The organism is Isoptericola sp. b408, from assembly GCF_030588085.1.
In the GTDB taxonomy this organism is placed as follows: Bacteria; Actinomycetota; Actinomycetes; order Actinomycetales; family Cellulomonadaceae; genus Isoptericola; species Isoptericola sediminis.
In genome coordinates this window covers 768,254-788,003 of the sequence record NZ_JAUQYQ010000001.1, presented here as the reverse complement: position 1 = coordinate 788,003, position 19,750 = coordinate 768,254, and the positions used below count along the sequence as shown (strand labels likewise).

Below are 19,750 nucleotides of genomic sequence, written 5' to 3'. Positions count from 1 at the left end.
GGGGTAGCAATGCTCGTCCGGGGCGGTGTCACGGGATGACGAGCGGACCCCCGAACACGGTCATGGCCCGATGGGCGATCGACTCCCCGGAAGACCTCGCGCGTATCCGCACGGACCTCGACCGCGCCCTGCAACGGATGGAAGCGGTGGACTGCGACTGCTTCGCCCCCTCGGGTGCGAGCCCGGACCACGTGGTCCTCATCGCCAACGAGCTGGCGTCCAACGCGCTGGAGCACGCGGACGGGCCGGCACGGGTCGAGCTGCGCTGCGACGGCGCGACCGTCGTCGTCTCCGTGACGGACCAGCGCCCCGACCTCCCGCCCGTGCTCAGCCCGCACCGCGATCTGGGTGAGGGCGGATTCGGCCTCCAGCTGGCGCTGCGTGTCGCCGACGAGGTCGGCTGGTACCGCGACTCCGCCTGGGAGAAGCGCGTGTGGGCGCGGTTCACGCTGGCCGCGCGAGACCGGTCGCGGGGCGGTTCCGGGTCCGCACGCCACGCCGCACCGGATACGCGGACGCCCGTCGGCCGGTGACGAGCGACGGCTCGTCGCGGCGTTCTGCGTGCCGTCGGCCGTAGCACCCCCAGGTCACGTCTGGAACGCCGCGTCGCCCCGCTCCGAGGACAGACGGCGAGGGCCCGACCGGGAAGCTCCCGGTCGGGCCCTCGAAGAACGTCAGGCGATCAGGCCCGGCGGCGCATCCAGAGGAAGGTGCCACCGGCGGCGATCAGCGCGAGCGCCCCGATCGCGATGGCCGTGACCTCGGAACCGGTCTGCGGGAGCTCGTCCGTGGTGGGCTCCATGCTGTCGCCCGGGGACGGCTCGTCGGAGACGTCGGTCGAGGGCTCGGTGGACGGCTGCTCCGACGGCTCGGTCGAGGGCTCCTCCGACGGCTCCATCGAGGGCTCCTCCGACGGCTCCATCGAGGGCTCCTCCGACGGCTCCATCGAGGGCTCCTCCGACGGCTCCATCGACGGGGAGGGCGACATCGAGGGCGAGGGGGACACCGACGGCGACGTCGACGGGGCCGGCGAGTGCGACGGCGACGGCTCGATCTTGACCTCCAGGACGGAGACGTGGCTGATCTCCTGCACCTGGCCGTTGGTGTTGGTTGCCGGGGACTCGACCAGGTACTCCGCGACCGGCTGGTCGAACGTGATGTAGGTGACCCCGTCGTTCGCCGCCTTCACGCAGATCTTCTTGATCAGGGAGCCGTCGGACGCCGTGACCTTGTACGTCGTCTTGTCGATGTCCTCGGTCTTGATCCATCCGGTCTTCTCGTCCGGGCAGACCTGCTCGTCGCTGGTCGTGATGGTGGCGCCCGGCGTGGCCGTGGCCACGGGAAGCCCCACGAGGGCACCGAGGAGGAACAAAGCGGCGGCGGCGATCAACGCGATCGGCAAGCGGAATCGAGCAGCGGTCATCGCTGGTGTCTCACTCTCAGGCTGGTCGTGACGAGGCGGCGCTTGGCAGCCTAGGGGAGTCCGTGGCATGTCGGAAGGCCCGTCCGCGGACCGTTACCCCCTGGTGATATCGCGGACTCAGGACTTCTGTCCGTTCTGCCCGATCTTCCCGGCCCATCATGATCCGGGCCTCGGGGTCGCCGATCCGGGGGCCGCCGAGCGGATGCCGGACGAAGCCAGGTGCCGGACGGCAGAAGGCCCGCCCGGGGGGTCCCGGGCGGGCCTCCGTGCGAACCCCGCGGATCAGGCCCGGCGTCGCAGCCAGACGATGGCCCCGCCCGCGCCGATCAGCACGAGCGCGCCGATCGCGATCAGCGTGACCTGCGCGCCGGTCTGCGGGAGCTCGTCGGCGCCGGACTCGACCTCGTCGCCGGACACCGGCGTCGGGTCGACGGTCGGCTCCTCCTCGGGAGTCTCCGAGGCGTCCTCCGAGGGCTCGACGGACGGCTCCGGCGTCGGCTCGGTCTGCGGCGGCGCGGCGGCGCAGTTCGGCGTGGCCGGCGGGTAGACCAGGTCGACGGAGATCTCCGGGTTCACGACGAGCGTCGCCTCGATGTCCCCGCGCGTCCAGGCGTCGTTGCCGTTGGTCGGCACCCAGGTACCGTCCTCGAGCTGCGCCCAGCCCGGCCAGGCCGTCGGGGTCTCCCCGTCGTCCGCCACCGCGGCTCCGGGCCACAGCGTGCGACCGGACAGCGTGCCGTCCTCACCGAGGGTGCCGAGCTGAAGCGTCTCCGTGTGCGTCCCGTCGGTGAGCACGAGGGTCACGGCGCGCTCGGGAGACAGGCCGTCCGGGTCGGTCAGGACCACGTCGAAGGAGATCCACGGCGCGTTCGCGACGCACTCGCCGACGGCGACCGAGCCGGCCAGCGAGGGCTCGATCGGAGCGGACGTCGGCTCCTCCGACGGCTCCACGCTCGGCTCGACGGACGGCTCCTCGCTGGGCTCCTGGGAGGGCTCGACGGACGGCTCCTCGCTGGGCTCCTGGGAGGGCTCGACGGACGGCTCCTGCGAGGGCTCAGCGCTCGGCTCGACGGAGGGCTCCTCCGACGGCTCCGTGCTCGGCTCGACGGACGGCTCCTCGCTGGGCTCGGCCGAGGGCTCGACCGAGGGCTCGACGGAGGGCTCCTCCGACGGCTCCGTGCTCGGCTCGACGCTCGGCTCCGGCGTCGGCGTCGGCTCCTCGCACTCCACGAGGCCTTCCCAGTGGTAGTTCGTGCCGTCGACCTGCACCCACTCGTAGGCGTAGCGGGCCCAGCCGGGCCACTGGTCGAGCGTCGTGGGGTCGAAGCTCTCCACGCCCGTCCACCGGCCGGTGTCGTGGTGGAAGTTGAACGTCTCCACCGCGTCGGTGTCGAGGTTGCGGACGCGGACGTTGACGTCGTTGCCGGACACGCCGTCCGGGTAGGTCACCGTCAAGCCGGCCTCGCAGGTCGGCGCGGGGTACGGCCAGCCGCCGTCGTCCGCGACCTCGCGGATCGAGACGTGGCTGATCTCCTGCACGCTGCCCTTGCCGTTGTCCGACGGCGAGACGATCAGGAAGGTCTTCGCCGGGGGGTCCACCAGGAGTCGCTCGACGGTGCGCGCGGACTTCACGCACACCTCGGCGATGAGGTGGCCCTCGCTCGCCTCGGCGAGGTACTCGGTCCCGGTGAGGTCGTCGATCTTGGACCACTCACCGTCGGCGGGGCAGGTCGCCTGGCCGTTGCCGTTCCCGGCAACAGCGGCACCTCCCGCGGGCAGGGCGGCGCCGGGCAGGGCCACGAGGGCGCCGAGCAACATCAGCACGGCGGTGGCGATCATGGCGATCGGTAGGCGTAGACGGGCAGCGGTCATCGCTGGGAGCTCACTCTCGGGGGATCGGCGTGCAGACGGCCTGGGAAGCCTAGAGCACCCGTGACCTGCGACGGGACACCGACCGCACCCGGGCCGGACCGTGCGGCCCCGTCCGACACGTCCCCTGTGCACCGCTGGCCCGCTTTTCCGCCTGTTCAGGGCTTCCGTGCCGGTTCCGCCTCCTGTTCACCGGCAGAACGAATTCACCCGGTGTGTCCTCGCCGGGGCGACCCGCGGTGCACGCCGGGACGCGAACGGTTCAGGAGTCGTCCGCGACGAACCGCTGCCGGGTCTCGGCGAGCAGGGGCCGGTCCGCGCGCAGCACGGCCGCGACCCACAGGATTCCGAGCAGGGCGAGCAGCGCCGGGGACATCAGCCACCCGACGGCACCGGCCAGCACGACGGCGACGAGCACCACGAGGGTCGACCGCGGCAGCCGTCCGAGGAAGTACAGGGCGAGCTTGGCGGTGTCCCGGGCACGGAAGGAGAAGAACGACGCGATCACGGTGGCCTGCACCAGCCAGAGCAGCAGGAGCACCGCGGCACCGATCCCGACACCGGTCGCCCAGGCGGGAGCCGTGCCGATCCCGGAGGCCACGGCGAGCGTCAGTCCCGCGAGCGCCAGCACGCTGGGCACCCACAGCACGAGGGCGTCCATCGCGTTGATCCGGTAGCCGCGCCCGAACGCCGCCACGGGTCCGAGACCCTCCTCGATCGCCCTGTCCCCCAGCGCGAACGCCGCCGCGGAGAACGCCGGACCCACGAACACCAGCGCGAGCGCCACGAGCGCCGTCCCGGCCGCTCCGGCGCCGCGCAGTCCGAACAGCAGCACGGCCGGCGACACGGCGAGCGCGAAGAGGACACCGACGACCAGGAGCCGCACCGCGGTCGGGGTGTCGTCCGGGGACGAGGCGGAGGGTTCGGTCGAGGCCACGGCCCCACCGTACCCAGCCCGGCCACGGCCGTCGGTCAACCGTCGCCACCCGGCGCGGTGTGACGCCGTCGGGCAGCATGACCCCTATGACCCGCAACCCCCTCGACATCCTGTTCCTCGGCGGATCCGGCGTGATCAGCGCCGCGTCCGTCCACCGTGCCGTCGCCCAGGGGCACCGTGTCGCCGTGCTCAACCGGGGCCGGTCGACGCACCGCGAGCTGCCGGCCGAGGTCGAGCAGCTGACCGCCGACGTCTCGGACGACGCCGCCGTGGACGCGGTGCTGGAGGGCCGCGACTTCGACGTGGTCGCCCAGTTCCGCGCCTTCACCCCCGACCACGTCGCCCGGGACATCGCCCGCTTCACCGGCCGTACCGGCCAGTACGTGTTCGTCTCGAGCGCGTCCGCCTACCAGACGCCCCCCGCGCGGCTGCCGGTCACCGAGTCCACGCCGCTGCGCAACCCGTTCTGGCAGTACTCCCGCGACAAGATCGCCGGGGAGGACCTGCTCGTCCGCGCCCACCGCGAGAACGCCTTCCCCGCCACCGTGGTGCGCCCGAGCCACACCTACGACCGCACGCTGCTGCCCACGCTCGGCGGCTGGACCGACGTCGCCCGGATGCGCGCGGGACGGCCCGTCGTGGTGCCCGGGGACGGCACCAGCCTGTGGACCCTGACCCACACCGACGACTTCGCGGTCGGGTTCGTCGGTCTGCTCGGCCACCCGCTGGCGATCGGCGACACCTTCCAGATCATGGGCACCCACGCGCCCACCTGGAACCAGGTCTACACCTGGCTCGGGCAGGCGGCCGGGGTCCCCGACCCGGAGATCGTGCACGTCGCCTCCGAGACGATCGCCCACGTGCTGCCCGACGTCGGGCCAGGTCTGCTCGGCGACAAGGCGCACTCGATGCTGTTCGACTGCGCCAAGCTGCAGGCGCTGGTGCCCGACTTCGCGACGACGGTCACGTACGACCAGGCGGCGCACGAGCAGATCGCCTGGTTCGACGCCCACCGTGCCGCCCAGGAGGTCGACCCGGTGCTCGACGCCGGTTTCGACCGGCTCGTCGAGCATGCCGGGGCGATCTGACCGTAGGCTCACCGGCGTGACCCAGCCCCTCGTCCTCCTCGACCTCGACGGTACCCTGATGGACTCCGCTCCCGGGATCACCGCCTCGGTCGCCCACGCCTACCGCACGATCGGGCTGCCGGTGCCCGACGACGCCACGCTGCGCACGTTCGTCGGCCCGCCGGTCAGCGAGTCCTTCGCGGGCCACGGCGTCCCGGCGGACCGCGCCGACGCCGCGGTGGAGGCCTACACCGAGGCGTTCACCGCCGGCGGGATGTTCGACTGCTCCGTGTTCGACGGGGTGGCGGACGCGCTGGGCGAGCTGCGGGCCGCCGGGTACGAGCTCGTCGTGGCGACCAGCAAGCCCGAGATGTACGCCCGCCCGATCTGCGACCGCTTCGGGCTGAGCGACCTGGTCGACCGCGTGCACGGCTCCGCCGGCGACGGGAGCACCTCGACGAAGGCCGACGTCGTCGCCGCCGCCCTGGCCGGCTCCGGTCGCCTCTCCCCCGTCGACCCCGCCCACGGTCCGGTGCTCATGGTCGGCGACCGGGAGCACGACGTGCACGGGGCCGCCGCGCACGGCATCGACTGCCTCGGGGTCGCCTGGGGCTACGCACCGGACGGCGAGCTGCAGGAGGCCGGTGCCGTCGACATGGTCGAGGAGGTCACCGCGCTCGCGTTTGCCGTCACCGCTGCGATCACCGTGGACGCCGGCGCAGGTGTCGGCGTCGGCGTCCACGCGATCGGGGCCTGAGCCGGACGTCGGGCACGACGAAGGCCCCGGAACCCTCCACAGGTTCCGGGGCCTTCGCGGTGTCAGGCGGTGTCGCTCACGCGGTCACCGGGTCACTCGGCGCCGGCCTGCATCTGCCCGGTGGGCGGCAGGTCCTTGACCGAGACGCCGGACGGGGCGTCCAGCGCCGCCGACGCACCGACCGAGACGGGACCGCGGTCGTGCTCGGACTTGGGGACCCCGCGGAAGGTGAACTCCCCGAGGATGCCCTCGCCCTCGCCGTCGACGACGACCATCTCGCCCTGCTTGAGCTCGCCGAACAGGATCTTCTCGGACAGCGAGTCCTCGATCTCCCGCTGGATCGCCCGCTTGAGCGGCCGCGCACCGAGGACCGGGTCGTAGCCCTTCTCGGCGAGCAGCTTCTTGGCGGCCGTGGTCAGCTCGATCGCCATGTCCTTGTCGCGCAGACGGCGGTCCAGCTTGGCGATCTCGAGGTCGACGATCTCGATGATCTCCTGCTCGGAGAGCTGCGGGAACACGATCATGTCGTCGACACGGTTGAGGAACTCCGGCCGGAAGTGCTGCTTGAGCTCCTCGTTGACCTTGGCCTTCATCCGCTCGTACGAGGTGCCCAGGTCGCCGCCGGCGTTGAAGCCGGTCTGGACGCCCTTGGCGATGTCCCGCGTGCCGAGGTTGGTCGTCATGATGATGACGGTGTTCTTGAAGTCGACCACGCGACCCTGGGAGTCGGTGAGGCGACCGTCCTCGAGCACCTGCAGCAGCGAGTTGAAGATGTCGGCGTGCGCCTTCTCCACCTCGTCGAACAGCACGACGGAGAACGGACGGCGACGGACCTTCTCGGTGAGCTGGCCGCCCTCGTCGTAGCCGACGTAGCCGGGGGGCGAGCCGAACAGCCGCGAGACCGTGTGCTTCTCCGAGAACTCGGACATGTCGAGCTGGATGAGCGCGTCCTCGTCCCCGAAGAGGAACTCGGCGAGCGCCTTGGCCAGCTCGGTCTTCCCGACGCCGGTGGGGCCGGCGAAGATGAACGAGCCACCGGGACGCTTCGGGTCCTTCAGCCCGGCACGCGTGCGGCGGATGGCCTGCGAGAGCGCCTTGATCGCCGCGTCCTGACCGACGACGCGCTTGTGCAGCTCGTCCTCCATGTGCAGGAGCTTGGAGGACTCCTCCTCGGTCAGCTTGACCACCGGGATACCGGTGGACATCGCCAGCACCTCGGCGATCAGCTCGTCGTCGACCTCCGCGACCGTGTCGAGGTCGCCGGACTTCCAGGCCTTCTCCTTCTCGGCGCGCTTCTGCGTGAGCTGCTTCTCGGTGTCACGCAGACCCGCGGCCTTCTCGAAGTCCTGCTCGTCGATCGCCGACTCCTTCTCGCGACGCGCCTCGGAGATCTCCTCGTCGAGCTCCTTGAGCTCCGGCGGGGCGGTCATGCGGCGGATGCGCAGGCGCGCGCCCGCCTCGTCGATGAGGTCGATCGCCTTGTCCGGCAGGTACCGGTCGTTGACGTACCGGTCGGCGAGCTGGGCGGCCGAGACCAGCGCGGAGTCGGTGATGGACACCCGGTGGTGCGCCTCGTACCGGTCACGCAGGCCCTTGAGGATCTCGATGGTGTGCTCGAGGGAGGGCTCGTTGACCTGGATCGGCTGGAAGCGGCGCTCCAGGGCCGGGTCCTTCTCGACGTGCTTGCGGTACTCGTCGAGCGTCGTGGCACCGATGGTCTGCAGCTCGCCGCGGGCCAGCATCGGCTTGAGGATGCTGGCGGCGTCGATCGCGCCCTCGGCGGCGCCGGCCCCGACGAGGGTGTGGATCTCGTCGATGAACAGGATGATGTCGCCGCGGGTGCGGATCTCCTTGAGGACTTTCTTGAGGCGCTCCTCGAAGTCACCGCGGTAGCGCGACCCGGCCACCAGCGCACCGAGGTCGAGGGTGTAGAGCTGCTTGTCCTTCAGCGTCTCGGGGACGTCACCGCGCACGATGTCCGCGGCCAGCCCCTCGACGACGGCCGTCTTGCCGACGCCGGGCTCGCCGATGAGGACCGGGTTGTTCTTGGTGCGGCGGCTCAGCACCTGCATGACCCGCTCGATCTCCGTCGTCCGGCCGATCACCGGGTCGAGCTTGCCCTCGCGGGCCGCCTGGGTGAGATTGCGGCCGAACTGGTCCAGCACGGCCGAGCCGGACGGCTGGCCCTCCTGGGGGCTCCCGGCGGCGACCGGCTCCTTGCCCTGGTAGCCGGACAGCAGCTGGATGACCTGCTGGCGCACCTTGTTCAGGTCGGCGCCCATCTTCGTCAGCACCTGGGCGGCCACGCCCTCGCCCTCGCGGATGAGGCCGAGGAGGATGTGCTCGGTGCCGATGTAGTTGTGGCCGAGCTGCAGCGCCTCGCGCAGCGACAGCTCCAGCACCTTCTTGGCGCGCGGCGTGAACGGGATGTGCCCGCTGGGGGCCTGCTGGCCCTCGCCGATGATCTCGGTGACCTGTGCGCGGACGCCGTCGAGCGAGATGCCCAGGGACTCGAGCGCCTTGGCCGCCACGCCCTCACCCTCGTGGATGAGGCCGAGGAGGATGTGCTCGGTCCCGATGTAGTTGTGGTTGAGCATCCGCGCCTCTTCCTGGGCGAGGACGACGACCCGACGGGCTCGGTCCGTGAATCTCTCGAACATGTGCTGCTCCTCATGCGGGCGGCATTCCTGCACCCCGTCGGTGTGACGGCGACAGCCTGACCGCTACGACTCTATTCGCTCCCAACTCACCGAACGGCCTCGGAATGCCCGTGTTCGCCAGGGGCGTGACGGCGTGGCCCGTTGCCGGTTCGCGCCGGGCGGGGAAAAGTGAGGGCAAGTGGCCACACGCACCGGGAGGTCCCCATGGACGACGGCGGGCACGACGCCGGGCACGAGAGCGCCGGCCAGGACACCACCCCGAACCCGCAGCACGCCGGTGACGTCGACCCGCGGATGGCGCGTTTCGCCGGGCGGGTCGGCGAGGTCGAGGACCCCCTGACCTGGGGTCTCGACCTGGAGGACGAGGCGCTGACGGGCTGCGAGGACGACACCGACCCGACGTCGGACCGGTTCGTGCGCTCCTACCGCACGTTCGCCGGCGAGTCCCTCGAGGTCGAGACCCTCCGGACGGCGGTGGCCGAGGACGCGGTCGAGGACGTGGTCCGCGCCGCCGCCAGCGGAGCCCTGGCGGCACCCCTGCACGCCGACATCGCGGCGCCCGTCGAGCCGGACGCCGAGCCGGCGCCGCGGCCCGGCCGGGACTTCGCCGACGACTTCGCGGACTACCGCAGCGCGATGCGGGCGATCGTGGCCGAGGTCGACGCGGTCGAGCTGGAGCACGACACGTTCGACGTCGACGGGCACCCGGTCGCCGCCACCGAGGTGCAGGTGCGCGACGTCGTCGCCGTGCACGTCGCGACCCCGGGACGCGGTCTGGTGATCACCGGTCCGGCCGACCTCGTGGACCGCGTGACCGTCGTGACGCGACCGATCCGGTCGCTGCTGCATCCGCCCGAGCGCCGCTGAGCCTCCCCGGCCCGCCGTCGTCGTGCCTGGTCACGACCACCGTCCTACCGTGGGTCCATGGACGGCATCGTGGTCGGGGTCAACGGGTCGGTCGAGGCCGACGAGGCGCTGGACTGGGCGGCGGCGGAGGCGATGTCGGCACGCCTGCCGCTGGTCGTCGTGATGGTCGCCCGCGAGCGGGACGAGGAGTCGCTCGGCGCCGTGCTGGCCGAGCGCGAGGCGGAGGCCGCGGAGATCCTCGGACGCGCCCGCGAGCGCCACGGCGGTGAGCTCGAGGCGGAGGTCCGGGTGGTGCACGGCCCGGAGCCCGAGGCGCTGATGGCGGCGGCCGACGACGCGGAGATGCTGGTGCTCGGCCGACGACGGCGCAACCGCCTGGGTCGCCGGCTGCTGGGCTCGGTCTCGACCACGGTGGTGGAGCACAGCCGGATCCCGGTGACCGTCGTGCGCCGCCCCGAGGACGGCGACCAGAGCGGCCCGGACCAACCCTCGGACAGGCCGCGGGTCGTCGCGGGCGTGGACACCTCCGGCCACTCGGTGGCCGCGCTCGTGCACGCCGCCCGGGTGGCCGCACGCCTGGGGGCGGTGCTGGAACCGGTGTTCGCCTGGCAGATCACGACGCTCGCGCCGCTGCCGGGCTCGTGGGGATGGGCACCCCCGATCGACGACTACGAGCGCTTCGCACGGGAACGCCTGGAGGACGTCATCCGTGCGGTCGAGCTGCCGCTGTCGCCCGACCGGGTCCGGCCACGGGTGGTGCACGGCCAGGCGGCGAAGGTCCTCATCGAGGCCTCGGCCGGTGCCGACCGGATCGTGGTCGGCACGCGCGGCCTCGGCGGGTTCGACCGCCTGGTGCTGGGCTCGACGGCGCGGCAGGTGCTCGACTACGCGAGCAGTCCCGTGACCGTGCTCCACGGCTGAGCCGGCACGCGCCGGGGACACGACGGGGTCACACTGGCCCCATGCCCACCGCGACCACCCCCGCAGGCCTGCTGCTCACCCCCGGTGCCGGTGCGGACCGCGAGCACCCGACTCTGCGCGCCGTCGAGGACCGCCTGGCCGCCCACGACCCACCGCTGCCCGTCGAGCGCGTCGACTTCCCCTACCGCACCGCCGGGAAGCGCGCCCCGGACCGACCTCCCGTCGCGATCGCCCACGTCCGGGCCGAGACCGAGGCACTGGCCGCACGGCTCGGCGTCCCGACGGACCGCCTCCTGCTCGGCGGACGCTCCTACGGCGGCCGGATGTGCTCGATGGCCGTCGCCGAGGGCCTGCCCGCCGCCGGGCTCGTGCTGCTCAGCTACCCGCTGCACCCGCCCGGGAAGCCCGACAAGCTGCGCACGGAGCACTTCGGGGAGCTCGACCTGCCCGTGCTCTTCGTCTCCGGCGACCGCGACCCCTTCGGCAGCCCCGAGGAGCTCGCCGAGCGCACCGCGGCGATCCCCGGCCCCGTCACCCGGACGACGCTGCGCGGCGCCCACGACGTCAAGGCCGTCGACGACGTGGCGGACGCCGTGGCGGAGTGGGTCGACTCCCTCTGAGGTCGAGCCACGCCGATCGCCGGCACGAGTGCCGGGAACGACGATTGTTCCCCTAGCATGTGGGTCGCCGTCCGGCGCGAGCCGGTCCCAGCGTCGGAAGGTCCACGTGCGTAGCGCCCACCTCGTCTCCCGTGTCGTCGTGAGCATCGTGCTGGCCGGTGCCGCGAGCGGGATCGGCTCCTCCGCCGTCGCCGCCGACGACGACCTGGACGTCACCACCGACGGCGTCACCTACCGCGACCGCGACCAGCGCGCGCACGAGGACCAGGTCACCTACGCCATCCGCAGCCTGGACGAGTGGCGGTTCGAGTGGCTCACCGAACCGATGTCGATGGGCCGTGCCGGCGAGGTCCCGTTCACCAAGGCGCCCGGCGCCATGCCCGACGGCTACTGCGTCACCTACGTCCGGGTCCCCGGCGTCGGCGAGTTCCGCGAGGGCTCCGGAGGCCAGCGGTGCACCGGCACGTCCACCGCGCGGCCGCCGTCGAGCTCCGACCAGACCACGACGGCGCCCCAGGAGCCGAAGGACGAGCCGGCCCCCGAGCCCGAGCCGACCTCCGCCGAGCCCACGCCGGAGGAGGAGACCCCCTCCCCGACGCCGACCCCGTCGCCCAGCCGGAGCGCGTCGGCGTCGCCGTCGGCCACACCCTCGCCGACCTTCACCAAGACCGGCCCCACGCCGTCGCCGTCGGCCGCCCCGCTCGCCGACGGTCCGGCCGGCGGTGAACCCGGCGACAGCGACCTGTGGAGCGCCCAGGACCGCATCCTGGACGGTGAGACCTGGGCCGCCATCGGGTTGGGTCTGGCCGCGGTCGGCGTCGCGGTCGGTGGCGCCGTGGCCCTGCGGGCGCGGTTCCGCGCCGACTGAGGTCCCTCAGCGACCTCCGGCCGGCTGCTCGGGATAGTCCGCCGGGCGCTTGCCCAGCTCCAGGGCGATCTCCCGCCGGTCCGCCAGCACGCCCTCGCGCTCCTCGTCGCGCTGACGCAGCGCGTCCCGCTGCAGGTCCCGGGACAGGTGGTCCCAGTACAGGACGCCGTCGAGGTGCTGGCACTCGTGGATGAACGCCCGCGCCAGGTAGCCGGTGGCGTCGAGCTGCACGGGGCCTCCGTGCTGGTCGACACCCCGGACGCTCGCCCCCGCGCGCCGCGCGAGCGGCTCGTAGGCACCGGGCACCGACAGGCAGCCCTCGTCCTCGGTGACCAGCTCCGCGGTGTCGTCGATCTCGAGCACCGGGTTGACCACGTGACCCACGTGGCGGTCACCCCGGTCGTCCGTGAGGTCGTAGACGAAGACGCGCAGGTCGACCCCCACCTGCGGCGCGGCCAGACCCACACCCTGCGCCACCTCCATCGTCGCGAACAGGTCGTCGACCAGCCGCGCGAGCTCCGGCGTCGAGAACTGCTCGACGCGCCGCGCCGGGCCGTGCAGCACCGGCTCCCCGATCTCGGTGATGCGCAGCGCGCGACCGCGCCGCGCCTCCGGCACCTGGGCCGGGTACGGGTCGACGGGCTCACCGAGCAGGTAGGTGGTGGGGCGCCGACGCCCGAAGGTCCAAGGCATGCCCCCGAGGGTACCCGTGGCCCCCGTGGGCGTCCGGGTGTGCGACGTCGCCCGCGCGGCGTGATCATGGACGCAACGGACGCGGTCGGACGACGCTCGAGCGCGGCGACGGACGGGAGGTTGCGCAGATGGCCGACGACACGTACCAGAGGATCTCGACGTGAGCGACGCGGCGGCGGCACCCGGATCGGACGAGGTGCTGATGGGGCCCGTCGACTACCTCGTCATCGAGTTCCGTGGCGACCGCATGACCGGTGAGGGCTGGCCGATCCTCGTCGACCTCGTCGACCGCGGCGTGATCCGCATCCTGGACCTGGCCTTCCTGCGCAAGGCCGAGGACGGCTCGGTCAGCGGGCTCGCGCTGGAGGACCTCGGGGCGGACGGTGTCGAGCTCGAGGTCTTCGAGGGCGCCCGCTCCGGGCTGCTGGGGGACGACGACCTGGCGGAGGCTGCTGCCGCCCTCGAGCCCGGCAGCGCCGCCGGGGTGCTGCTGTACGAGAACACCTGGGCGGCGCCCTTCGCCGCGGCGATGCGACGCAGCGGCGGCGAGCTGGTCGCCTTCGGCCGCATCCCCCTGGACGTGCTGCTCGACGCCGTGGACGGCGAGGACGAATCGTGACGACCCGACCCCGATCCCAGGAGATCTGACATGCCCGGACTGCTCCGCGGCGTGGCGCGGACGGCGGCCATCGCCGGCACCGCCACCGCCGTCTCGAACCGCGTCTCCCGACGGCAGGCCAACCGGTGGGCGAACCAGGCGTACGCCCAGGAACCACCGCCGCAGTACAGCGCCCCACCGACGCCGCCCCCGGCACCCGCACCGGCTCCGGCCGCCGCCCCGGCGGGCGCGGACGACATGCTCGCCCAGCTCGAACGGCTCGGGAAGCTCCGTGACGCCGGGGTCCTCACCGACGCGGAGTTCGCCCAGCAGAAGGCGAAGATCCTCGGGGGCTGACGGACCGCGGCTGAGCGCCCTCCCCGATGGATCGCGAGTCGCTCGCACTGCTGGAACGCTGGTGGTCGGACGAGCGCGGGGATGCGGCTCGGAGAGGACGTGGGGTCATGTCGTTCAGCCCGGTGGTCAGCGCACTCATCCTGCTCGCCCTCGGTCTCCTCGCCGCTGGAATCTCCCTGCTGGTGCGGCGGACGGCGCCCCGGCTCGAATCGGTCGAGCCGGCGCCCTGGTCCGCGACCCTGGGGTACGTGGCGACGGCCTTCGGGGTGATCATCGGCTTCTCGATCCTCTATCTGTTCGGTGCGTTCGCCAACGCCCGCAACGCCGTCGGGGACGAGGCGACGTCGATCGGGACCGCCTTCGAGGAGGTGAAGCTGTTCGAGGACGCCGCCCCGGACGTGCAGCACGCGTTGATCTGCTACGCCCGCTCCGTGTCCGCCGACGACTGGCCCGCGATGCAGGACGGCACGGCGGCGCCCGAGTCGGACGCCGCGTACGCGGGTCTCGTGGCGTCGCTCGGCCAGGCGGGTCCGCCTCCCGAGGGGGCCTTCTCGTCAGCCGTGGCGACGAACATCCTCGTCCAGGTCGGTTCCATCTCGACCGCCCGGGAGACCCGCCTCGTGGCCGCCTCGACCGGTCTTCCGAACACCATGTGGATGCTGGTGGTCGGCGGCGGGCTGCTCGTGCTCGTGCTGCTCTTCGTCGTGACCCTGCCTGCCACGCCGCGGACGCAGGCCCTGCTGATGGGTCTGTCCACCGCGTTCACCGGGGTCCTGGTCATCCTGGTCGTGGCGCTGAACAACCCGTTCGCACCGGGTTCCGGTCGGATCTCGCCGAACCTCATCGACCAGACCACCGTCGCGATGGAGCAGTCCGCCCCCGACGTCGCCGCCCGCCCCTGCCCTGCCTCGGGCGGGTAGCCCTGGTCCCCGGCTCAGTCCTGCGGCGTCCCCCGGCCGCGCTGCCACGGCCACCGCCCGTGCAGCTCGACCATGAGGGACCAGGACAGGAAGGTCCGCACGACCACGAGCAGCCCCAGCGCGGCGACGTTCTGCAGGGTCGGCTCGAGCGTGACCGTCCGGATCACGTCCGCGGCGATCAGCAGGTCCAGTCCGAGCAGCAGGCCCCGGCCCACCGACTGCTTGACGCGCTCGACGGCGTCGCGCACCCCGGCGGTCCGCCACGTCCTGGCCCCGGCGACGAACGCCGCCACGACGGCGACCGTGATGACCGCGATCGCGACGACCTCGATCCAGATGGAGATGTTCTCGGCGAGGCTCCAGTCGCCGATGGCCGGTACCGCCTCCACGTCGTCCATCCGGGCCTCCTCCCGTGGGGTCACCTCGCCGATCAGGTCAGGATCTGGAGCGCGTCCCCGAGCAGGCTGACGCCGAAGACGACCAGGAGCACCGCCATCACCGTGGCGTTGTTCGCGATCAACCACGTCTTGGTGCGGTCGAGCGCGGGGGCGAGCCGTCGTCCCGCGACCAGGTAGCCGAGCACGGGCAGCGTCACCGTCAGCGTGGCCAGGGCGGTGAACACCGCCACCGACGCCACCGTCCCGCCGGTCGACAGCGACAGCGCGCCCAACGAGGCGCCGGCGGCCGCTGCGAGCAGGAGGTTCTTGGGGTTCACCGCCGACAGCGCGACCCCCAGGCCCGCGGCGGCGACGGGGCGGAGCTCGTCGATGCGCGACATCCAGCCCGGGACGGGCGGTTCGTCGTCGGGGCCCGGCCGCCCGGCCCACTGACGGCCGGCCGTCAGCAGCAGGAGCGCACCCAGCACGAGCTTGACCCACCCCGCGGTGGTGCCCGGCTCACCGCTGTCGGTCCCGAGCCCCGGGATCAGCAGGACGAGCGTGACCACGCCCGCGACGCCGACGATCCAGGCGAGCATGAACACGAGGCTGTTCACGCGGGCACGCCTGCTGAAGAGCATGAGGATCACCGCCGCGACCGGCAGCGGGCTGATCGCGATACCGACCGCGTAGCCGATCGTGACGCCGACCGCCTCACCCATGCCGCCCACCTCCGCGTGTCACCGGCGGTCTCACGGTATCCGCACGCCCGGTCCCCCGCAGAGCGGCCCCGGCACCATCCTCTCGACGCCTGGCGACGAGGTCGTTGCTAGCGTGACGTGGATGGACCGGGCAGGGATCGTGCGCGCCGTCTTCGACCAGGGATGGAACGAGCAGCGCTTCGACGCGCTCACCCCGGCGCTCGGGACGTTCGAGCTCCACGTGGGCGGTCAGCACCGGACGACGGACCTTGCCGAGCTCGAGGCGATCGTCGGCGCCTGGCACGAGGCCTTCGCCGACCTCCGGTTCGACGTGCACGCCGTGACCGCCTCCGACGACGTCGCGGCGGTCCACGCGACGCTCCACGGCACGCATCGCGGCGCGTGGCAGGGCCTCGCGCCGACCGGACGCACGATCGACGTCGAGCACATGTTCTTCTTCCGGTTCGACGGTCCGCGCATCACCGACGTGTGGGAGCTGCTCGACCGCCCGGCGCTCGACGCGCAGCTCGGGCGCTGACCGAGCGATGCGCGACCGGGTGCTGGACCTCGTCTTCCTGGTCGGCGTGCTGCTCAAGGGGGTCGACGGCGTCGTCGAGCTGATCGTCGGCGTCGTGCTGCTGATCGTGACGCCGGCCCAGCTCCGCGACGCCGCCGACGCCCTGACCGCGCCCGAGCTCGCCGAGGACCCGCACGACCTGCTCGCACACGTCCTGCTGCGGGGCGTCGAGAACCTCGACGCCGGGACCGCGTCGTTCCTGGCCGCGTACCTGCTGATCCACGGGGTCGTGAAGATCGGCATCGTCGGGGCGCTGGTGCTGGGGACGCGACGGGTCTACCCCTGGGCCGTCGCGGTGCTGCTGGCATTCCTCGGCTACCAGGTCTACGAGCTCGTGGTGCACCCGACCGTCGTCGTCGCCCTGCTGACGGTCTTCGACGCGCTGATCGTCCTGCTGACGTGGCGGGAGTGGCGCGAGGGCCGCACGCTGCGCGAGACCCTGCGCAGCACCACGGACTGGCTCACCGCCCGCGGGTGACCGCGGGTGATGACGCCCCGGCGACGTCTACCGCGCCCTTTGGACGAAGAACAGAAAGCCGAAGAACGGCGGTGTTGAACAGACCCGAGGTGTTCGTCTCCTGGTACTCCCGCGCGAACCCGTCGTCGTGGTCTGCCTGCATGGGTGCCTCCGTCAGCGACCCGACAACCAGGGAAGACGCCACCGTAGCGCGCGGACGACGAGGCTCACCCGCGCGTCCTCACCCCTCCACGACCTCTCCACCGGACACAGGTCGCGTGGCCCGAGAAGGTGCGGGCCGGGCGGATCGCGGTGACGCTGGCCGTGGCCGTCGGAGGAGGACGACATGATCGAGAGGATCGCCCGCAGCGACGACGCGGTGCTCGGCTACCGGGTCGTCGGGGACGTCACCCGCGAGGACTACGAGGAGCTCGTGCCGGCGGTGCAGGCCGTCGTCGACGAGCACGGCAGAGCGCGGCTGCTGCTGGACCTGACCGACTTCCGGTGGGAGAAGGCCGAGGCCTGGGGTGCCGACCTCCGGTTCGGTGAGCACTTCCGGCACGTCATCGAGCGGATGGCCGTCGTCGGGGATCACGGCTGGGAGAAGTGGCTCGCGCGTCTCGCCGAACCGTTCTACGCGCAGGACGCACAGTTCTTCACGGACCAGGACGCCGCCTGGGACTGGGTCGCCGAGTAGGACGCCGACGAGCGCTGCCTGGCCGGAGCGGGTCGCCGGCTCAGTCCGGCGGTGCGGCGGACACGTCGACGCACACGGTCGCGGTGTTGCCGTCCTGGTCGGCGACCACGGTGATCCCCGGGGCGTCGCTGTCGTCGACGACGGTCCCGCCCACGGCGACGGCGGCGGCGACCCGCTGCTCGGCCACCTCGGGTGCCACGTAGACCTCGACGTGCAACCGCTGCCCCGCGGTCTCCTGCTCGCCAGAGCTCCCGAACCACAGGTTCGGCACCCGTCCCGTGGCGTCCCGGACCTCGTCGCTGGGAGATCCGTGGCCCTGCGCCTCCGAGTCCCCGGTCAGCAGGGCGGCCCACACCGGGGCGATGGTCCCGGAACGGGCGGTGTCGAGGCCGAGCTCGATGACACCGACCGCGGTGGGGTGGGCATCGACCCCGTGCTCGGCGGCGATCTCGGAGATCCGTCGGGCGAGGTCGACGTCGCGCTGGGTCACCCACTGGACGACGTGCTCGGTGCCCTCGTCGTCGCGGAAAACGGCGTCGTCGCTCATCAACCGGAGGTCGACGTGCCCCGCGCCGATCGACACGCTCAGGTGGTCACCGATCGGGTCGCCCACCGCGCCCAGCGCGGCGACGAAGCGCACGCCGGTGTCGAAGTCGGCGGTCAGGTAGCGGGCGTGCAGCCCCTGAGCCAGCTTGCGCCAGTCGGTCAAACCGGCCCGGGCGATCTCGTCACCCGTGAGCATGTCCATGCCCAGCGACGATATCGACGGTGTCGCCCGGTCGCCCGCCGTCACCAGGAACCGGCAACCCCGGGACGGCACCACGACCGGGAGTCGCGGGGGGTCGAGGAGCTCCTACGCCGTCATCAGGTCGACGGTGAGATCGCCGACGGACGGACGACCATCGTCGTGCAGGTGGAGGGTCACGGCGGTATACAAGCCGAAGGACCGGCCCTGGGCCGGCACGACGTCGACCGCCGCGCCCTCGCGTCCGGCCGTCACGCGACGGGAGCACCTCGAAGGAGAGGGTGGCCGTGAAGAAGCTCGCCAAGGCAGTCCGCGCCGACGACATCGAGCTGGTCCGGCGACTGCTCGACCAGGGTGAGGACGTCAACCAGCAGGACCGCATGACCCATGCGACGCCGCTGCATTTGGCCACGGTCACCCGCGACCCCGACATGGTCCGGCTGCTCCTCGACCGGGGCGCCGACGTCACGGCCGAGGCGAAGCTGATCGGCACCCCGCTCCACTGCGCCGAGGATGCCCGGACCGTCCGAGCCCTCGTTCGGGCCGGCGCGGATGTGGACGTCCGCACGAGCAAGGGCCGCACGCCGCTGCACGACGCCGCCGAGGGTGGCCGTGCGGAGGTGGTCTCCACACTCGTCGAGCTCGGAGCGGACGTCAACGCGTTGTCGGAGAAGCGCATGAGCCCCCACGACGTGGCGCGGCAGGCGGCGGAGATCAGGCCGGAGAGCGCGCGGGAACCGTTCCACGAGGTCGTCCGTCTCCTCGAAGCCGCCGGTGGCGAGCCTCGCCGGGACACCATCCGTGAGAGCGGCGCTCACACCAAGGAGGAGATCGAGCGGCGCAAGGCCCTCACGAGTCTGCGCGACGAGCTGGGGGTGGCCGTCCAGCAGGGCAGGGTCGACGAGGTGTCCCAGCTCGTCATGGACGACCGCTTCGCCGAGGTCGCCCGGGACGACGACCACGGCATCGACTGGCTCCTCGGCCTGGCGCTCGCGGGTGACACCGGACGGGCGCGTGCCACCGACGTCATCCCGTTCGTCTACGCCATGGCCGGACGCCGTATGACAGCCGACCAGGCGCGGATCGCCCTGCGCCTGGTCGAGCTGGGCGCCGACGTGAACCGCCGCTACGAACTGGCGCTGAACTCTCAGGGCAGCGCGGACATCTGGAGCCCCGTCCAGTACCCGCCGATCACCGTCGAGACCTGGGGCCACGGCACGTTGATCGGCCAAGCTCTTGCCGTGCACCCCTTCAGCAAGTCCCGCACCGGGCCGACGCCGCTGTTCCTGGCAGTGGTCAACGACTCGCCCGAGCTCGTCGACGCCATGATCGCGGCGGGGGCCGACCCGGACGTGCGCACGAGCTTCGACGAGACGCCGTTGCACTGGGCCGTGCTGTTCGTCGCCCCCCGGGCTGCCGAACGCCTGCTCGAAGCCGGCGCCGACGTCAATGCCCGCACGACGGGCAAGCAGACGCCGTGGACGTGGGCCCAGCGCCGGCGGCACAAGAAGGCCCGTGAGGGTACGGCCGAGATCACGAGGCTGCTCGAGGCCCACGGTGGTCATGCCTGAGCTGCGGGGCGATGCACGCACGGAGAACGACGAAGCCCCAGGCGGGGCGCTTGGCCTGACCTGGGGCT

23 protein-coding genes are annotated in these 19,750 nt (G+C 72.4%); 14 read left to right on the top strand and 9 right to left on the bottom strand.

Annotated elements, in window-relative coordinates; all coding sequences use genetic code 11:
• The first annotated feature begins 35 nt into the window (after nt 1-35).
• Nucleotides 36-533, top strand: a complete 498-nt coding sequence (locus Q6347_RS03640; RefSeq protein WP_304606713.1) for an ATP-binding protein — start codon at nt 36-38, stop codon at nt 531-533.
• A gap of 149 nt (nt 534-682) precedes the next feature.
• On the opposite strand, the gene Q6347_RS03635 is transcribed toward Q6347_RS03640, so the two are convergent.
• The 3 genes from Q6347_RS03635 to Q6347_RS03625 all read right to left on the bottom strand — a co-directional run bounded on the left by Q6347_RS03635 (nt 683) and on the right by Q6347_RS03625 (nt 4,229).
• Nucleotides 683-1,423: an LPXTG cell wall anchor domain-containing protein gene (locus Q6347_RS03635; RefSeq protein ID WP_304606712.1), complete on the bottom strand. Its 741-nt coding sequence runs from the start codon at nt 1,421-1,423 to the stop codon at nt 683-685.
• A 282-nt stretch (nt 1,424-1,705) separates the two neighbouring features.
• Nucleotides 1,706-3,262, bottom strand: a complete 1,557-nt coding sequence (locus Q6347_RS03630; RefSeq protein WP_304606711.1) for an LPXTG cell wall anchor domain-containing protein — start codon at nt 3,260-3,262, stop codon at nt 1,706-1,708.
• A 292-nt stretch (nt 3,263-3,554) separates the two neighbouring features.
• Entirely contained in the window at nt 3,555-4,229 is a 675-nt protein-coding gene (locus Q6347_RS03625; protein ID WP_304602620.1) for a glycosyltransferase, read from the bottom strand.
• An 86-nt stretch (nt 4,230-4,315) separates the two neighbouring features.
• Between Q6347_RS03625 and Q6347_RS03620 the strand changes: the two genes are divergently transcribed.
• Both Q6347_RS03620 and Q6347_RS03615 read left to right on the top strand, forming a co-directional pair.
• On the top strand, nt 4,316-5,317 hold the full coding sequence (locus tag Q6347_RS03620) for an NAD-dependent epimerase/dehydratase family protein (protein ID WP_369810798.1): 1,002 nt from the start codon (nt 4,316-4,318) through the stop codon (nt 5,315-5,317).
• A gap of 16 nt (nt 5,318-5,333) precedes the next feature.
• Nucleotides 5,334-6,053 carry an HAD hydrolase-like protein gene (locus Q6347_RS03615; protein ID WP_304602622.1) on the top strand — a complete coding sequence of 240 codons (720 nt, stop codon included), beginning with the start codon at nt 5,334-5,336 and terminating at the stop codon, nt 6,051-6,053.
• A gap of 92 nt (nt 6,054-6,145) precedes the next feature.
• Here Q6347_RS03615 and Q6347_RS03610 read toward each other — a convergent pair whose 3' ends face one another.
• Nucleotides 6,146-8,713, bottom strand: coding sequence for an ATP-dependent Clp protease ATP-binding subunit (locus Q6347_RS03610; RefSeq protein WP_171246465.1), 2,568 nt, complete (start codon nt 8,711-8,713; stop codon nt 6,146-6,148).
• A gap of 204 nt (nt 8,714-8,917) precedes the next feature.
• On the opposite strand from Q6347_RS03610, the gene Q6347_RS03605 reads away from it, so the two are divergent.
• The 4 genes from Q6347_RS03605 (at nt 8,918) to Q6347_RS03590 (ending at nt 11,989) form a co-directional block, all read left to right on the top strand.
• Nucleotides 8,918-9,580 (top strand): hypothetical protein, encoded by a 663-nt coding sequence (locus tag Q6347_RS03605; RefSeq protein WP_304606709.1) that lies wholly within the window; start codon nt 8,918-8,920, stop codon nt 9,578-9,580.
• Between the two features lie 57 nt (nt 9,581-9,637).
• Complete coding sequence (locus tag Q6347_RS03600; protein WP_304606708.1) at nt 9,638-10,501, top strand: universal stress protein; 864 nt, start codon at nt 9,638-9,640, stop codon at nt 10,499-10,501.
• 41 nt (nt 10,502-10,542) lie between these two features.
• On the top strand, nt 10,543-11,121 hold the full coding sequence (locus tag Q6347_RS03595; protein WP_304606707.1) for an alpha/beta family hydrolase: 579 nt from the start codon (nt 10,543-10,545) through the stop codon (nt 11,119-11,121).
• A gap of 139 nt (nt 11,122-11,260) precedes the next feature.
• Nucleotides 11,261-11,989 (top strand): hypothetical protein, encoded by a 729-nt coding sequence (locus tag Q6347_RS03590; protein ID WP_304606706.1) that lies wholly within the window; start codon nt 11,261-11,263, stop codon nt 11,987-11,989.
• Nucleotides 11,990-11,995: 6 nt separating this feature from the next.
• On the opposite strand, the gene def is transcribed toward Q6347_RS03590, so the two are convergent.
• Entirely contained in the window at nt 11,996-12,682 is a 687-nt protein-coding gene (def, locus tag Q6347_RS03585; protein ID WP_304602627.1) for a peptide deformylase, read from the bottom strand.
• A gap of 160 nt (nt 12,683-12,842) precedes the next feature.
• Here def and Q6347_RS03580 point away from each other — a divergent pair, with 160 nt between their 5' ends.
• The 3 genes from Q6347_RS03580 (at nt 12,843) to Q6347_RS03570 (ending at nt 14,557) form a co-directional block, all read left to right on the top strand.
• Entirely contained in the window at nt 12,843-13,301 is a 459-nt protein-coding gene (locus Q6347_RS03580) for a DUF6325 family protein (protein WP_304606705.1), read from the top strand.
• A gap of 30 nt (nt 13,302-13,331) precedes the next feature.
• A complete protein-coding gene (locus tag Q6347_RS03575) occupies nt 13,332-13,637 on the top strand; it encodes an SHOCT domain-containing protein (protein WP_304606704.1) in 306 nt (101 codons plus the stop codon).
• A gap of 107 nt (nt 13,638-13,744) precedes the next feature.
• Nucleotides 13,745-14,557, top strand: a complete 813-nt coding sequence (locus Q6347_RS03570) for a DUF4239 domain-containing protein (RefSeq protein WP_304606703.1) — start codon at nt 13,745-13,747, stop codon at nt 14,555-14,557.
• Between the two features lie 14 nt (nt 14,558-14,571).
• Here Q6347_RS03570 and Q6347_RS03565 read toward each other — a convergent pair whose 3' ends face one another.
• Together Q6347_RS03565 and Q6347_RS03560 are read right to left on the bottom strand one after the other, a co-directional pair.
• Nucleotides 14,572-14,955, bottom strand: coding sequence for a DUF1622 domain-containing protein (locus tag Q6347_RS03565; protein ID WP_304606702.1), 384 nt, complete (start codon nt 14,953-14,955; stop codon nt 14,572-14,574).
• A gap of 32 nt (nt 14,956-14,987) precedes the next feature.
• Nucleotides 14,988-15,656 carry a GAP family protein gene (locus tag Q6347_RS03560; protein WP_304602633.1) on the bottom strand — a complete coding sequence of 223 codons (669 nt, stop codon included), beginning with the start codon at nt 15,654-15,656 and terminating at the stop codon, nt 14,988-14,990.
• 121 nt (nt 15,657-15,777) lie between these two features.
• Between Q6347_RS03560 and Q6347_RS03555 the strand changes: the two genes are divergently transcribed.
• From Q6347_RS03555 to Q6347_RS03545, 3 genes are all read left to right on the top strand, one after another.
• Complete coding sequence (locus Q6347_RS03555) at nt 15,778-16,173, top strand: ester cyclase (RefSeq protein ID WP_304606701.1); 396 nt, start codon at nt 15,778-15,780, stop codon at nt 16,171-16,173.
• 7 nt (nt 16,174-16,180) lie between these two features.
• Nucleotides 16,181-16,690, top strand: coding sequence for a DUF2127 domain-containing protein (locus tag Q6347_RS03550; protein WP_304606700.1), 510 nt, complete (start codon nt 16,181-16,183; stop codon nt 16,688-16,690).
• 325 nt (nt 16,691-17,015) lie between these two features.
• Nucleotides 17,016-17,366: an STAS/SEC14 domain-containing protein gene (locus Q6347_RS03545; RefSeq protein ID WP_304602636.1), complete on the top strand. Its 351-nt coding sequence runs from the start codon at nt 17,016-17,018 to the stop codon at nt 17,364-17,366.
• A 40-nt stretch (nt 17,367-17,406) separates the two neighbouring features.
• Here Q6347_RS03545 and Q6347_RS03540 read toward each other — a convergent pair whose 3' ends face one another.
• Together Q6347_RS03540 and Q6347_RS03535 are read right to left on the bottom strand one after the other, a co-directional pair.
• Complete coding sequence (locus tag Q6347_RS03540; RefSeq protein WP_304606699.1) at nt 17,407-18,114, bottom strand: VOC family protein; 708 nt, start codon at nt 18,112-18,114, stop codon at nt 17,407-17,409.
• 105 nt (nt 18,115-18,219) lie between these two features.
• Entirely contained in the window at nt 18,220-18,366 is a 147-nt protein-coding gene (locus tag Q6347_RS03535; protein WP_304606698.1) for a hypothetical protein, read from the bottom strand.
• Between the two features lie 32 nt (nt 18,367-18,398).
• Here Q6347_RS03535 and Q6347_RS03530 point away from each other — a divergent pair, with 32 nt between their 5' ends.
• Nucleotides 18,399-19,682, top strand: a complete 1,284-nt coding sequence (locus Q6347_RS03530; RefSeq protein WP_304602638.1) for an ankyrin repeat domain-containing protein — start codon at nt 18,399-18,401, stop codon at nt 19,680-19,682.
• The last annotated feature ends 68 nt before the right edge of the window (nt 19,683-19,750 follow it).

What these genes read in the sequence shown, in the direction of transcription:
- def (WP_304602627.1), bottom strand. Translation starts at nt 12,682, where the DNA reads ATGCCTTGGACCTTCGGGCGTCGGCGCCCCACCACCTACCTGCTCGGT.
- Q6347_RS03540 (WP_304606699.1), bottom strand. Translation starts at nt 18,114, where the DNA reads ATGGACATGCTCACGGGTGACGAGATCGCCCGGGCCGGTTTGACCGAC.
- Q6347_RS03570 (WP_304606703.1), top strand. Translation starts at nt 13,745, where the DNA reads ATGTCGTTCAGCCCGGTGGTCAGCGCACTCATCCTGCTCGCCCTCGGT.
- Q6347_RS03630 (WP_304606711.1), bottom strand. Translation starts at nt 3,262, where the DNA reads ATGATCGCCACCGCCGTGCTGATGTTGCTCGGCGCCCTCGTGGCCCTG.
- Q6347_RS03600 (WP_304606708.1), top strand. Translation starts at nt 9,638, where the DNA reads ATGGACGGCATCGTGGTCGGGGTCAACGGGTCGGTCGAGGCCGACGAG.
- Q6347_RS03560 (WP_304602633.1), bottom strand. Translation starts at nt 15,656, where the DNA reads ATGGGTGAGGCGGTCGGCGTCACGATCGGCTACGCGGTCGGTATCGCG.
- Q6347_RS03635 (WP_304606712.1), bottom strand. Translation starts at nt 1,423, where the DNA reads ATGACCGCTGCTCGATTCCGCTTGCCGATCGCGTTGATCGCCGCCGCC.
- Q6347_RS03610 (WP_171246465.1), bottom strand. Translation starts at nt 8,713, where the DNA reads ATGTTCGAGAGATTCACGGACCGAGCCCGTCGGGTCGTCGTCCTCGCC.
- Q6347_RS03620 (WP_369810798.1), top strand. Translation starts at nt 4,316, where the DNA reads ATGACCCGCAACCCCCTCGACATCCTGTTCCTCGGCGGATCCGGCGTG.
- Q6347_RS03545 (WP_304602636.1), top strand. Translation starts at nt 17,016, where the DNA reads ATGATCGAGAGGATCGCCCGCAGCGACGACGCGGTGCTCGGCTACCGG.
- Q6347_RS03565 (WP_304606702.1), bottom strand. Translation starts at nt 14,955, where the DNA reads ATGGACGACGTGGAGGCGGTACCGGCCATCGGCGACTGGAGCCTCGCC.
- Q6347_RS03640 (WP_304606713.1), top strand. Translation starts at nt 36, where the DNA reads ATGACGAGCGGACCCCCGAACACGGTCATGGCCCGATGGGCGATCGAC.
- Q6347_RS03555 (WP_304606701.1), top strand. Translation starts at nt 15,778, where the DNA reads ATGGACCGGGCAGGGATCGTGCGCGCCGTCTTCGACCAGGGATGGAAC.
- Q6347_RS03605 (WP_304606709.1), top strand. Translation starts at nt 8,918, where the DNA reads ATGGACGACGGCGGGCACGACGCCGGGCACGAGAGCGCCGGCCAGGAC.
- Q6347_RS03550 (WP_304606700.1), top strand. Translation starts at nt 16,181, where the DNA reads ATGCGCGACCGGGTGCTGGACCTCGTCTTCCTGGTCGGCGTGCTGCTC.
- Q6347_RS03575 (WP_304606704.1), top strand. Translation starts at nt 13,332, where the DNA reads ATGCCCGGACTGCTCCGCGGCGTGGCGCGGACGGCGGCCATCGCCGGC.
- Q6347_RS03595 (WP_304606707.1), top strand. Translation starts at nt 10,543, where the DNA reads ATGCCCACCGCGACCACCCCCGCAGGCCTGCTGCTCACCCCCGGTGCC.